At 71.2% G+C, this 13,351-nt stretch carries 7 protein-coding genes and 2 pseudogenes; 1 reads left to right on the plus strand and 8 read right to left on the minus strand.

Features of this window, described 5'->3' with window-relative positions:
- Nucleotides 1-119: 119 nt before the first annotated feature.
- From F3T56_RS11950 to F3T56_RS11975, 6 genes are all read right to left on the minus strand, one after another.
- Entirely contained in the window at nucleotides 120-4,142 is a 4,023-nt protein-coding gene (locus F3T56_RS11950) for an SDR family NAD(P)-dependent oxidoreductase (protein WP_149824887.1), read from the minus strand.
- The gene (locus F3T56_RS11955; protein ID WP_425473563.1) at nucleotides 4,139-5,203 is read right to left on the minus strand and encodes a thioesterase II family protein; all 1,065 of its coding nucleotides are present in this window, start codon (nucleotides 5,201-5,203) and stop codon (nucleotides 4,139-4,141) included. The genes F3T56_RS11950 and F3T56_RS11955 overlap by 4 nt, the downstream gene beginning before the upstream one ends.
- Nucleotides 5,178-6,305, minus strand: coding sequence for a ParB/RepB/Spo0J family partition protein (locus F3T56_RS11960; RefSeq protein ID WP_149824890.1), 1,128 nt, complete (start codon nucleotides 6,303-6,305; stop codon nucleotides 5,178-5,180). Before F3T56_RS11960 ends, F3T56_RS11955 begins: the two co-directional genes overlap by 26 nt.
- Nucleotides 6,306-6,608: 303 nt before the next feature.
- The gene (locus F3T56_RS11965; protein WP_149824892.1) at nucleotides 6,609-7,262 is read right to left on the minus strand and encodes a ScbR family autoregulator-binding transcription factor; all 654 of its coding nucleotides are present in this window, start codon (nucleotides 7,260-7,262) and stop codon (nucleotides 6,609-6,611) included.
- Between the two features lie 365 nt (nucleotides 7,263-7,627).
- Nucleotides 7,628-8,857 (minus strand): cytochrome P450 family protein, encoded by a 1,230-nt coding sequence (locus F3T56_RS11970; RefSeq protein ID WP_149824893.1) that lies wholly within the window; start codon nucleotides 8,855-8,857, stop codon nucleotides 7,628-7,630.
- Between the two features lie 101 nt (nucleotides 8,858-8,958).
- Nucleotides 8,959-9,636: a ScbR family autoregulator-binding transcription factor gene (locus F3T56_RS11975; protein WP_149824920.1), complete on the minus strand. Its 678-nt coding sequence runs from the start codon at nucleotides 9,634-9,636 to the stop codon at nucleotides 8,959-8,961.
- A gap of 445 nt (nucleotides 9,637-10,081) precedes the next feature.
- Here F3T56_RS11975 and F3T56_RS11980 point away from each other — a divergent pair, with 445 nt between their 5' ends.
- Nucleotides 10,082-11,989 carry an acyl-CoA dehydrogenase family protein gene (locus tag F3T56_RS11980; RefSeq protein WP_149824922.1) on the plus strand — a complete coding sequence of 636 codons (1,908 nt, stop codon included), beginning with the start codon at nucleotides 10,082-10,084 and terminating at the stop codon, nucleotides 11,987-11,989.
- Between the two features lie 336 nt (nucleotides 11,990-12,325).
- On the opposite strand, the pseudogene F3T56_RS11985 reads toward F3T56_RS11980, so the two are convergent.
- Nucleotides 12,326-12,862: pseudogene (locus F3T56_RS11985) on the minus strand (GtrA family protein); the annotation flags it as partial.
- Nucleotides 12,863-13,152: 290 nt separating this feature from the next.
- A pseudogene (locus tag F3T56_RS11990) lies at nucleotides 13,153-13,351 on the minus strand (hypothetical protein); the annotation flags it as partial.

Raw genomic sequence — 13,351 nt, forward strand, 5'->3', positions numbered from 1 at the left:
GGGTGAGGAGGGGGCCGGCGACGGGGGTACGGGCATCGCAGGGGCAGGCGCCGACGGCGCGGCCGGTGCAGGTGCCGGCGGCGAAGCCGCAGGCACCTCAGCCCTGGCGGCGGGCCGGATCACTGCCCGGCCCTCGCGGCAGCCGCCCCTGCCGCCGTCCCGGCCCTCGCCGCCTTCCCGGTCTCCGCGCCCGACCCTGTCGCCGTCTCCGTCGTCGCGGGCCGCTCCCCCGCCAGCGCGGCCATCCCCTCCACCGTCGGGTTCTCGTACAGCTCGTGCGTGCTCAGCCGGATCGCGAGTTCTTGGGCGAGGCGGGCGAGGAGGCGGGTGGCGCGGAGGGAGTTGCCGCCGAGGTCGAAGAAGGAGTCGTCGCGGCCGACGGTCTTCTGGCCGAGGACGTCGGACCAGATGGCGGCGATCCGCTGCTCCAGCTCACCCTCCGGCGCGGTGTACTTCCGCTTGCCGAGGGCGGACCGGCGGGGGGCCATGTCAAGGAGGAGCTGGGTGGTGTCGACGGCGCCGGTGCCGTCCTTGGGGATGCGGGCGACCTCCATCAGCCGTACGGGCACGGGGAGTTCGCCCATGACCGGGGCGAGCGCGGCGTGGACGGCGGCCGGGTCGGCGGCGGCGTCCGGGTCGGTCGTGTAGGCGACCAGCACCTCGCGCACGCTCAGCTCGTCCGGCGCGAGCTCGCCCACGATCACGGGGTTGGCCGGGTCGAGGCCGATGAGCTGGTAGTGGTACGGCAGTGCCGTGGCCGTGAGGAAGCAGCGCAGCCCCCGCTCGGGGTCGATCGCGCGGAAGCCGCGGCGGCGTGCGGGTGCCGTGGACTGGCCCTGGCTCATGCCGATGTCGTCCCACAGGCTCCAGGCGAGGCAGCGCACACTCCGGCCGAGCTCGTGGTGCCAGTGGTCGGCGAACCCCACGAGGAACGCGCTGGCGGCGGAGTACGCGCCGAAGGAATGGCCGCCGAACTCGCCGTTGACCGACCCGAAGAGGACCAGCGAGGCCTCCGGCCGGTCCGCGAGGACGTCGGCGATGGCGAGGGTGCCCCCGACCTTGGCGGCGTACTGGGCACGGAAGCCGTCCTCGGACTCCCGGGCCAGCGTGTGCCGTTCGAGGTTCTTCCACTGCTCGGAGACGTCCGCGGCGGCCAGGTGCAGTACGCCGTCCAGCGGGCGCCCCCAGCGCTGCTCGGCGGCGGCGACCGCGGCCCCGAGCTGCTCCGGGTCGGTGATGTCGACCTGCCGGTAGGTGACCTCGCCGAGGTCGGTGAGGTCCCTCAGCCGGGCCGCCTTCGCGCCCTCGGCCGGCGACCGGCCCACAAGCAGCAGCCGTACCCCGTACGCGGCCAGCAGATACCCGGCGAGGTCGCTCGCGATCCCGCCGAGACCGCCGGTGACCAGGTACAGCCCGCCCGCCACCAGCGGCGGCGCGCCCTCGGCCTCGGTCTCCTCGTCGACCGCGCGCAGCCTCGGCTGCCAGCGCAGCCCCTCGCGCGCGGCGACCACCCCGGTGTGGGTCGGGTCGGCGAGCTCGGTGCGCACGGCACGCGCCCACTGCCCATGGTCGGCGGGCAGGTCCAGCTGCCGCACGGTGATCAACGGGTTCTCGGCGACCGCCGTGCGCACGAGCCCCGGCAGGGCGCAGACACCGAGGTCGACCCGGTCACCGGGCCGCACATGGACCGCGCCCTCGGTGAGCACGAGCAGCAGCGGGGCCCCGAACTCGCCCAGGACCTGGATGAGGGCGGTGAGCTGACCGGTGACGGCGGCGAGCCGTTCGGCCGGCCCGGCGCCCTTGTCGTCGAACGGCCCGGCACCCTTCCCCTCGCGTGCCCCGGCACCCTTGTCGTCCTTGTCGTCCAGCGGCCAGGCGAACACCACCGAGTCGATGGGCCCGTAGTGGGCGGTGACGTCGGTCAGTACGCGCCGCAGGTCCTCGGGTTCGCCGGGCACGACCCGGTACCGGTCGAGGTCCACCTCGGCGAACGACCGCCCCTTGCCGACCAGCACCGCCGCCTCGTCGTCCAGCCCCAGCCCGGCGAGCTGCTCCTCCTCGGCGAACACCACGCGCGTACCGCAGTCGGCGGAGAACACCAGCCGGGAGGACCCCTTGTCGGCCGGGGCCTGCGCGGCGGGCAGCCGGGACCACTGCCGCCGGAAGAACCACGACCCGGACTCGTCCGGCACCTCCTCGTCACCGGCGATCCGGTCCGCGAACCGCCCGGCCCGCAGATCGGCGACGAGCGCGGCCCGCTGGATCTTGCCGCTGGCGGTCTTCGGGAACTCGGCATCGGTGACCGGCACGACGACATCCGGCGCGATCCCGGCCTCCCGCACCAGCGCGGCCCGTACCTCCTGGAAGGTCCGGGCGAGCGTGTCGGGGTCCCAGCGCACCGGCACGAAGAAGATCACCAGCCGGTCGGGCCCCTCCCCCGGCTCCCGCACCCCGGCGGCCGCCGAGAAGGTGACCCGCACGCCCTCGACCTGCTCGACGACGCTCTCCAGCTCATGCGCGACGAAGTTGGCGCCCCGCACGATGATCTGGTCCTTCTTCCGCCCGGCGATCACCAGCGCCCCGTCCCGCACGAAGGCGAGGTCCCCGGTCCGGAACCACCCGTCCTCGGTGAACGCGTCCCGGTTCGCCTCGGCGTTCCCGTGGTAGTGCCGCAGCATGGTCACCCCACGGATCTGCAACTCCCCGACCCGGTCCCGGGGCAACGTCCGCCCGTCATCGCCGACGACCCGGATGGTCACGCCCGGGATGGGGCCGCCGACCTCGGTGAAGGCGACGGCGCCCTTGTGACCCGACGTCTCGTAGACGAGGCGGTCCTCGCCCAGGGACGACTGCCGCACGACAACGGTCCCGAGCTCCCGGTCGTCCCGGCTCTGCCGCGTGTACGTGACGCCGGAGCAGGTCTCCGACATCCCCCAGCACGGCACCATCGCGTCCGCCCGCAGCCCGTGCGGCGCCAGCAGCTCCAGGAACCGATGACTGGTGGCGGCCACCACGGGCTCGCCCGCGTTGACGAACTCCCGCATCCGCGACAGATCCCAGCTCCGCCGCCCGATCTCCTCGGCACACTCGTTGACGAGGTTGTACGCGAAGTTCGGCGCCCAGGTGTTGGTGACGCCGTACCGGTCGATCCAGTCCAGCCACAGCAGCGGATCACCGAGTACGTCGTCGATGCGCCCGTTGACATGCCGGCAGCGCAGAAAAACGTCCCGGACGTTGTAATAGACCATCGTCACGTGGTCGAGCGGCATCCAGATGAGGCTGACGTCCTCTCCGGTGTAGCCCCGCGCCTGGATGACGGCCCATTCCCGGGCGGCCACGGAGGCATTGGTGTGCTGGACGCACTTGGGAACGCCGGTACTGCCCGAGGTCAGCAGATTGATGACCGGCGAGTCGGGAGTGGTCGCGTACCAGTCGGAGTCCCGCTCGTGGGTGATCAGTTCACCGATCTGGAGGATCCGCAGATCCGGCGCCCCCCACAGCCCGTGCAGCCCCGCGAGCGCCGGAGCCGTACCGGTATCGGTGAGGATCACCGGCCGGTCGAGCAGCTGCCACGCGTTGTGCAGCTTCCGGGTCGTCTCGTTGTGGCTCTCGTACGTCGTCGCCACCGCGACCGGCGTCGGTACGAACCCGCCGAGCACACAGGCCCAGAACGCGGTCATGTACGCCCGGTGATCCCGGAACTGGAACAGCGCGGCGTCCCCGGGCCCGAGCCCCGCCGCCCGCAGCCCCCCGAGCACCCGCTCGGCCTCGACGAGCAGCTCGGCGTATGTCTGGAAGTCGTCCGCCTCTCCCCGCCGCACGTACAAGGTCCCCTGCTGCGAGCTGAGTTCGGCGGCCTGCCGCAGCCCTTCCTGCAGGGTCATGGGAGCCCCGTCGGGTATGCGCAGCTCGCCGCCGAAGGTCTCGGAGGAGGGCCGGTCGGTGTCCGACGGCCTGGTGCTCTCGTCGGTGTTCTCCATGTGTACGGGCAAGGGATCAAAATCGCCGCTGTCGGCGGTCCGCGCCTCCTGTCGTACGACGACGGCGGCGTCACGCACGCCGGGTACCGCGCGGGTGGCGGCGGCGAGACGGGCGGCGACGACGGGTTCGACGCCGGGTGTGGAGTGGGGTGTGAGGGTCATCGCGCGCTCCCCGCGAGTTCGGGACTGAGGGACTGACTTACGGACCGGCCGAGGGACTGGCCGAGGGACTGGCCGAGGGACTGGCCGAGGTAGGCGACCAAGTCGCTCGGATCGCTCATGAAGTAGAAGTGGCCGCCTGGGTAGAACCGGGTGCGGAAGGCGCCGGTGGTGTGCGCGGCCCACCCGTAGAGGGTGTCCTTGGGCGCACGGGGGTCGGCGTCGCCGCTGAGCACGGTGATGGGGGCGTCGAGCGGCGGCCCCGGCTCCACGCGGTGCCGCTCCCAGAGCGAGAAGTCGGCACGCAGGACGGGCAGCAGCCCCTCCATGACCTCCTCGTCCTCGGCGATCTCGGGCTCGATCCCGCCCAACCGCACCACTTCGGCGCCGAGTTCGGCGTCGGAGAGCGTGTGCATCACCGGGACGCGCCCGACGGTGCCGGGCGCGGGCTGGGCCGACAGGAACAGCTGACTCGGCTGGGGCCCGCCCTTCTCCCGCAACGTCTTGGCCACCTCGTACGCCAGCGCCGCACCCCCCGAGTGCCCGAAGAACGCGAACTCCCCGTCCAGCACGGGCCGCAACGCCTGCGTGAGCACCCTCACCAACGGCCTCACCTCGTTCACCGGTTCCTCGGCGATCCGGTTCTGCCGCCCCGGCAACTGCACAGCCACGAGCTCGACCTCCGCCCCCAGCAACCGCGCCCACTCCCCGTAGGCCCCGGCCCCGGCCCCCGCATGCGGAAAACAAATAAGCCGAGCCCGAGCACGAGGCCGCCGAGCCCGCCAGATCCAGGGCGTCTCAACAAGAAGATCGGGACTGTATTCAGACATGCGTGTCCTCCATAGGAGTTCTGGGAGTTCAGAGAGTTCAAATGCAAAAGGGAGCGACCGAAAATTCACGGCCCCTGCGGCCGCGCCCCCAAAGGGGCGCGGGGCTGTGTCGATCTGCGGCTCCGCCGCGTGGGCGCGACCAGCCACAAACAACCCGCACTCGCCGCCCAAACAAGCCACCCCTACGGCGACTAGGCGAATCGACGCCTCAACCCCGCCGCATCTCAAGCTCATTGGCCAACCGCAACCAATGATCCGCACACCTCCGCGCCGCCTGCGCGAGCATCGGTGCCCGATGCCCCGGCACGCTCCGAGCCAACCGCTGCCACTTCGCCTCGTCCCCGATCGAATGCACGCTGAGCATCTGCAACAACATCCGCCCCGCCTCGGTCCGCAACGACGGATCCTTACGAATATTCGGCAGAATCAACCCGATAGCCGCAGCCGACATACGCGACCCCTCACGCCCGGCGGCACCACCGGAACCAACAGCCCGACCGGAACCGACAGCCCCACCTGAACCCACGTCGCCACCTGGCCCGGCGGCGCCACCCTTCGGCTGAACCGGCGGAGCCACCGGCAAGGGCCCCTCCCCCCGCCGTATCCGATCCCGCACATCCTTCGCCGTGGCCGTGGCGATCCCGGCCCGCTCGGCGATCTCGCGGAGCGACGCCGTGGGGTTCGCGGCGATGACCTGGCTCGCCCGCAACCGCCCCTCGGTCGCCTGCAACGGCCGTACGCGCCCGTCCCGGCCGACACGGGGCGCGTTCAACTGGTCACTTCGCCCCGTTGAACGCCGGCGGATCGCCGCGACGGTGCTGGGGGCGAGCCCGGCGTTGGAGGCGACGCGGCGGTCGGACCAGTAGGGGTGGGTCTTGAGGATGCGTTCGGCGGCGGCCGTGCGGTCGGCCTGCGACAGCGGAAGCCCGTGCGCGATGTTGAGCTCGACGGAGAGGGCGAAGACCTCGTCCTCGCCACCGTCGAAGTACTCGACCTCGATGGTGCCGGCCCCGCGCAGCCGGGCCGCGGCGAGCCGGTGCATGCCGTCGATGACCCTCATGGTCGGCTGGTGGACCAGGATCGGCGGCAGCGGCTCCTCCTGCTCGGCGAGCATCCGCACATGGTCGCGGTTCTCGCCGCCGAGCCGCGGCGAGTCGGAGGCGTCGAGCGAGTCGATGTCCACGACCGCGGTACGCCGCCGAGCTCGCCCCGGCTCACCGACGGGCCCGGCGCCGGTCGGCGGCGCGTCGGTGCCCGCCGCGACGGCCAGACGCAGGCCCGGCCTGGGGCCTTCCCGGCGGTCAGTGGTTTCGGCGTGAGCGCCTGAGACGTTCATGACGTGTTCGCTCCTCCCCGTACGGGCGGGCCACAGCTCTGCTTTCCCCCGTGGCCCTCTCAACCGTCGCCAAAAACATACCAGGCGCGCGGATTGTTTCAGCCCCTCGTGCACCGGTTTCTCGCCGCGGGATCCCTCGCCACACTCCGGCGTATGGGCATAAAAACGGCCCGCAGCCGTGCCCCGGGGGATGTAGGCACGGCTGCGAGAGTCTGTTTTGCCAGCAAATCAGGGGTATCCGTCTGGAGGCTTCACCCTGACCGCCGACTGCCCCTCCATCAAAACATACCGGCATCGCGGTTTTCAATACCGGCGATTCAGGCGCCTCGCCCCGCTCGCCGCGAGAGAACCAGGCGCCACCGAGGGCGCCGACGCACGCAGATTCGACGTCCGGGCCAGCCGGGGCAGCAACAGCCGCCAGAAGCGGGTCAGGGAGTCGGGGGAGAACCAGCGGGGGTCATGTCGACCCAGGGATTCCAGGCCGGCGGTGGCGGCGACGACCACGGCGGCCGCGTCCTCGGCGGAGACACCGCGCGCGAGGGCCCCCTCCGCGGCGGCCCGGACCAGTACGCCCTCCACCCACTCCTGCCAGACCTGCCGCACCCCGGCGCCGGCCCGCTCCCGCCCGACCCCGTCACTCAGGCCGAACCCGGCGCGCAGCACGGCGTCACGGCCGAGGGCGGCGACCAGAGCATAGGTGGCGTCGATGAGCGACTGGAGGGTGTCGTCGGCCTCCCGGGCGGTGATGCGGTCCAGGCGCAGCGCCGCCGCATGGCCGACCGCGTCGGCGAGGTCCGCCTTGCTGGCGAAGTGGAAGTGCAGCGCCCCGCTGCTCACCCCGGCCCGGGCGCTGATCATGGACAGGGACGCCGTCTCGAACCCGTCACGGTCGAACAGCTCGGCGGCGGACTCGATCAGCGCGTTACGCGTACGCACCGCGCGCTCCTGCTTGGCCATGAGGGCGCTCCGTCACTACGCGGGAACCTGGCAGACCTGTGCGCTCGGGACGCCCCCGCTGGACCCCTGGCCCGCTCCCTAGCTCACCCTTACGGTACCAAACCGCCCTCGCGGTTTCTAGATGGCCACTGAACGGATCAGACGTTAGGTGCACCGTTCATAACGGTAGGTACCCGAACCGGAGCCCACGCCACCGGAATCATCACCCCCGCTCAAGGGACACGGGATGTGCACACGAGCGACACGGACACCGGCGCGGGGTGGGACGCACCCGGACACACGTGTGCCCCGCGGCCGCCGGAGTTCGGCCGCGGGGCACACGCTGATCCTGATCCCCCCTCAACACCGTTGCGCAGGGCGCCCGTTCACTCGGAGCGCAGCACCACAGGAAGGGAGGCGTAACCGTTGAAGAGGAAGGTGGGCATCGGCCGGAGCTCCGCCACGGGCCTCGCGAGCCGCATGTCGGGGAACCGGCCGAAGAGCGCCTCCAGGGCGATGGCGGACTCCATGCGGCCCAGGGGCATGCCCAGGCAGCGGTGGACGCCGTGTCCGAAGCCGAGGGAGTCCCGGTCGGTGCGCAGCACGTCGAAGACGGCCGCGTCGTCCCCGTACCGCTCCGGATCGAGGCCCGGGGCGGCGAAGTTGACGATGATCGGGTCGCCCTGCTTGATCGTGGTGCCGTCGTCCAGCGTGATGTCCTCGACGGCGAACCGCAGCGGGACGTACGCCGGGGGGTTGTGCACCCGGACGGTCTCGTCGACCACGTCCGTCCAGCTCGCCCGGCCGGACCGTACGTGCTCCAGTTGGTCGGGGCGGTCGAGCAGCGCGGCGACGGCGTTGCAGATCGCCCCGGTCGTGGTCTCCTGACCGGCGGCGATCATGAGGTACAGGCTGTCGACCAGTTCCTGCTCGCTGAGCTTGTCGTCCTCGTCGCGGGCCGTGATCAGTGCGGAGGTGAGGTCGTCGCCGGGGTCGACCCGCTTGAGGGCGACGAGTTCGGCCAGCATCTCGCCGATCCGTATGCGGGCCGCGTTGATCTCCGAGGGGGTCGCCGAGGTGCTGACGGTGGTGCCGATGGCGTCGGCCAGCGGGAGCCTGGACCCCTCGGGCACACCGAAGAGTTCGCAGATCACCCGCATGGGCAGCAGCGCCGCGAAGGCGGGCAGCAGGTCGGTCTCCTGCCCGGCGGGCAGGGCCGCCAGGCCGTCGGTGAGCGCGGCGGACATCTCCTCGACCCAGGGTCTGAGCAGTTCGGTCCGCCGTGTGGTGAAGGCGCCGGCGATCAGCCGCCGCAGCCGGGCATGGTCGGCGCCGTAGGAGAAGAGCATGGTCTTCGCCGACACCCAGGGGTAGAGCGGCCACTCCTCGGTGATGTGCCCCTCGATGTAGGCCGGCCAGTGCTGCCGGGGGTCCCGGGACACGCGCGGATCGGCGAGCAGCTGCTTGACGTACCGGTGGCGGTTGGCGGCCCAGGCCGTCACCCCGCCCGGCAGGCTCACCTCGGCGACCGCGCCGCGTTCCCGCAGCGCGGCGGTCTCACCGGCCAGATCGCGTGCCGTGGGATCCAGAGCGTACGGGCAGGCGATGGTCTTCATCAGACGGTGCTCTCCGTTCGGTCGGTCGATCGGTCTTGCACTTGGCAGTTCCCGCACCCGGCTGAACAGTGCCCCCGTGGCGCACCGTTGATCGTGCGCGCTCAGCCGAGCGCGACTTCCTCTCCCGCCCGGTCCTGCGCCCGGGCGGCTTCCCACACGTACTGCGCCCTCGCGGGCGTGAAGTCCAGTCGTACGAGGACGCCCGGGACGGCGATCGAGGACATCAGGTGCCGGTACAGGTCGGACACGCGCTGCACCATGTCCCGGTGCTGCGTCAGGATGTGCGACAGCACCTGGACTCCGGTGAAGCAGCCGACGAACACCCTCGCGATGGAGGGCACGTCCGTGTCGGGCAGCAGTTCGCCGTCCGCCTTGGCCTTCGCGAACATCTCCTCCGAGCGCTCCACCCAGGCGCGCATGGGCACCTGCCGGTCCAGACCGTCGAGCGCGCCCTGCTCCACCGTGAGGCGGACACTGCCGCGCACCAGCGGGTCACCCTCGCCGAGCAGATACGCCAGCAACAGGGCCTCGTCGATCGCCGACTGCAGCGTCAACTCCTGTTCCTTGACGGTGGGCACGGCGTTGACCTGCGTGGCGAGGACCTCTTGGGCGAGCTCCTCCTTCGACGCGAAGTGGAAGTACAGCGCTCCCTTCGTGACGCCAGCCTTCTTGAGGATCTGGGAGATGGTCGCCGCCTCGTATCCGACCTCGTCGAACACGGCGGCCGCCGCCACGACGATCTTCTCCCGCGTCCTGATCGCTCGTTCTTGCCGCGCCACCACACACCACCTCCGTACACCACCGCAAAAAAATACCGTCAGGTTCGTATGCTATGCAGGGTGACGCTCCGTAGGCAAGTGCGGCTCGGCCACTCTGCGCGCCGACGGTTCGGAGCAGCCGTCCGGCAGTCATCGAGCCGCGAAACCGACCGGCGAGAACGAGAATAAAACCGCTCTCCCGGTTTTTCAACCTCCCTCACACCCGCCCCGCCGGAGCCCCGTCCGCCACCCGGTGCGACCTCATAAGAGCAGGCCGGAACGGCAACTGCCGGTTCCGAAGCGGAACCTCGCACTACTCCCCCGGTAGGCGACGACTGACGTTCAGGTCTCACAAGGTGCCAGAGAACCAGCAGAAGGGTCTTGAATAAAAACCGGTTGGTTCGTATCTTCTGAGCCGTGCGATCCCACACTACTGGGCTCTAATCAGGGGGAAGAGGTCGTGACCATGACCTTGCTCACGCTCGACAAGGCTGTCTCCACGAAGACAGACACGCGAGAAACAGACCGCGTTCCGCCCCAGCCGGGTCCCCTCCAGCGAGAGGTCCGGGCCACGGCAGCCGAGGAACTGACCCACCTGCTCTTCGACCAGCAGGACCGGGCCCGTATCCACGACACCTGGCGCACCCTCGTCGGCGGCGAGGCCTTCGCGTACCGCCCGGGCCTCTCACCGGACGAGCGCACGGCGCTGTCGTACGACCGGCTCCGACTGGTCAACGACGCGGTCGACAACCCGGAGGCACTCGCCTCCGACCCGCGTCTGCTCGCCAGTCTGCATGAGTGGACGGGGTTCGTCGACGGCGCCCTCGGCACTCTGTCGGGCATTCACTACAACCTCTTTCTGGGCAGCTTCGTCGACCACGACGACCGCCGGCACGACCTTTCCGAGTACATGTCGATGAACCGCACAGGAACGTTCCTGTGCACCGAGCTCGACCATGGCAACGACGCGGCCGCCATGGAGACCACCGCGACCCTGGACCCGGCCACGGGCGGCTTCGTCCTCGACACCCCCCACCCCGGCGCCCAGAAGTTCATGCCCAACACCAGCCTGGTCGGCGGCCCGAAGAGCGCCCTGGTGGCCGCGCGACTTCTGGTGGAGGGCGAGGACCAGGGGGTCTTCCTCTTCCTCGTGCCGCTGAGCGACGAGAGGGGACATCTGCCCGGCATCACGGTCCGCGCGCTGCCACCGAAGCTGGGGAGCAACGTCGACCACTGCCTCACCTCCTTCGACCAGGTGTGGCTGCCGCGCGAGGCACTGCTGGAGGCCGAGCACGGCCGGCTGTCCCCCGACAACACGGTGACCAGCGGCGTGGGAAACCGGCGCAAGCGGTTCCTGCGCTCCATCGCCCGGGTCACCACGGGCAAGCTGTGCATGAGCGCCGCCGCGATCGGGGTCTCCCGTACGGCGCTCGCCATCGCCGTACGACACGCCCACCACAGGCACATCTCCGGCCCGAAGGCCGGGCAGCGCCTGCCGCTCGCCGCGCACCGCAGCCACCACGGGCGACTGCTGCGCGCCCTCGCCACGGGGTACGCCATGACGTTCCTGCACCGAAGAGTGGTGACCCGGTGGGCCGAGCACACCCCCGCCGACCAGGCCGAGGTGGAACGTCTGGTCGCCATCGCCAAGGGCTGGATCACCTGGCAGGCACGGGACATCACCCTCGAGTGCCGGGAACGCTGCGGTGCGCAGGGGCTCTTCCGGGTCAACGGTCTGACCGAACTCCAGCAGGACCTGGAGGGCGCGATCACCGCGGAGGGCGACAACCTCGTGGTCTGGCTCAAGGCCGGCGGCGAGATGCTCTTCGGACACGAGCCGGTCGAACGCGGCCACCTCGGTCCGCTCTCCCCCGACCAGGAACTCGCCGACCTGGAGTTCCTGCGCGGTCTGCTCGCCGAGGCCGAATCCATCTGGCAGGCCCGAGCCCGCACCGCCCTGCGCGAGGGCCCCGCCGGTGACCCGGTGGGCCGCTGGAACGAGGCCTCCACCGCCGCCCTGGAGGTGGTCTCCGCCCACGCCCGCCTCCAGGCCGCCGACGCCTTTCTCGCCACCGCCGCCCAGGCCACCCAGCCGACGGCCCGCTTCCTCCTCCACAGCCTGTGCCGGCTGTTCCTCCTCAAGCAGATCTCCGAACACACCGGAGACCTGCTCGCCGAGGGCCTGATAAGCCCCGACCACGTACGCGGCCTCCCGAGAACCGTAGAAACGGTCGTCTCCGACCTGGCCCCCCACATGACGACCCTCGTCGACGCCTTCACCCTCCCGGACGAGTACCTGGCAACCATCCCGATCGCCTCGGGCACGTCCATCACCCAGCACCTCTACGACCGCCCCTCCCTGGTGACGACCTGACCCCCGGCAAGACGCCCCCGCTCCACCGCACGACGACGGGAGCCCGGCACAGCTTTACGCCGTACCGGGCTCACCGCACGTGACTGCCGGAGCGCCGGCGCCGGCCCTGACCACGGTGATCGGCGAGCGCTCCCCCGACGTCGCCTCCGGAGTCGGTCGTCACCGTGCCAGGCACAGGGTCCAGGAGCCGCCCGTCGTCCAGGTCGCGCACTCGGCCGGTACGGTGCCGGGGCGGGTCCACTCGTGCCAGGTGTACGACAGGGTGGGGGCCAGGGGGCGGACGTGACGCCGGGCTCGGCGGGAGGTGGTGCCGAGCGGGGCGCGGCGGGGTGCGGTCGGGACCGGGGCGGGCTGGGCGGTGCGTCCGTCGCCGGGCTCCTCGGCGGGCCGGTTCGTCGCGAAGACGAACAGGCGTAGAACCAGGAACCGCCCGACCCCGGCCAGCGCGGACGCGGACAGGTAGACCGTCTGCTCGACGAGGACGCCGGGGGCGGAGTGCACGAGGTGGAGTACGGCCATCGCCGCGCAGGTCACTCCGTACGCGACCGCCGCCGAACCGGCCGACTGCAGATGCTCCCGCCGTCCGGCCCGGCGCCCGGCGCCGAAGGTGAAGCGCGCGTGCAGTTCGGTGGCCACGACCGTCGACACCACCGTGACCAGCGCGTTCGCCACCACCCACGGCACCAGCACGGCCAGCAGCGCCACGGCCCCGCTGGAGACGACTCCGACCCCGCCACCGCACACGACGAAGCGTACGAACGCGGCCAACGGGCCCTTCGGTTCCGTCGATTCCGTCGGTTCCGTCGGTTCCGCGACAACGGTCGGTGTCGCCTGGGCCGGGAGGCGGCGCGTCGCGTACTCCGTCTGCTCCATCACGAACCTTCCGCCCCCTCGATCCGACCGCACTCGCATGCGTTCGCACGTCGCACGTCGTACGTTGACGAGAACAACGTACGTGAATGCGCACACTGTTCGCAAGGGGGTACGGGGTTCGGCGGCCGAGCCCGAGCGCGGGATCCGGAGAGGGTGAGCAGAAGGCGGCGTCGGCGCGCCGAATGGAGTCGACCGGCGCGCGGAGCCCACAGCTCCCCCCCGTGGAAACCATGAGCCCCGCCGCCGGTCGGTGTGCCGGGAGCGGTGGACGGACGAAGCCGACGCCTGCCTCAGGTGCCGGCCTGGCCGTCCGCCTCCGCCTCCGGGGTCGCCGGTTCGGCGGTCGTGCCAAGCCTGCTGACGAGTCTGGCCCGCAGCCTGGAGGTGGGCAGGCCGGAGATCAGGTTGCGGAACCGCTTCCGGCGGCCGTGCTTCTCCCGGGTCTTCTCCGCCTGGAAGTCGAGGTCCTCGACCGCGATCGCCAGACCG

Source organism: Streptomyces tailanensis (assembly GCF_008386495.1).
Classification (GTDB): domain Bacteria; phylum Actinomycetota; class Actinomycetes; order Streptomycetales; family Streptomycetaceae; genus Streptomyces; species Streptomyces tailanensis.

Coding starts and splice junctions, on each gene's coding strand:
- F3T56_RS11950 (WP_149824887.1), bottom strand. CDS start 4,142: ATGACCCTCACACCCCACTCCACACCCGGCGTCGAACCCGTCGTCGCC.
- F3T56_RS11955 (WP_425473563.1), bottom strand. CDS start 5,203: ATGAGCTTGAGATGCGGCGGGGTTGAGGCGTCGATTCGCCTAGTCGCC.
- F3T56_RS11960 (WP_149824890.1), bottom strand. CDS start 6,305: ATGAACGTCTCAGGCGCTCACGCCGAAACCACTGACCGCCGGGAAGGC.
- F3T56_RS11965 (WP_149824892.1), bottom strand. CDS start 7,262: ATGGCCAAGCAGGAGCGCGCGGTGCGTACGCGTAACGCGCTGATCGAG.
- F3T56_RS11970 (WP_149824893.1), bottom strand. CDS start 8,857: ATGAAGACCATCGCCTGCCCGTACGCTCTGGATCCCACGGCACGCGAT.
- F3T56_RS11980 (WP_149824922.1), top strand. CDS start 10,082: ATGACCTTGCTCACGCTCGACAAGGCTGTCTCCACGAAGACAGACACG.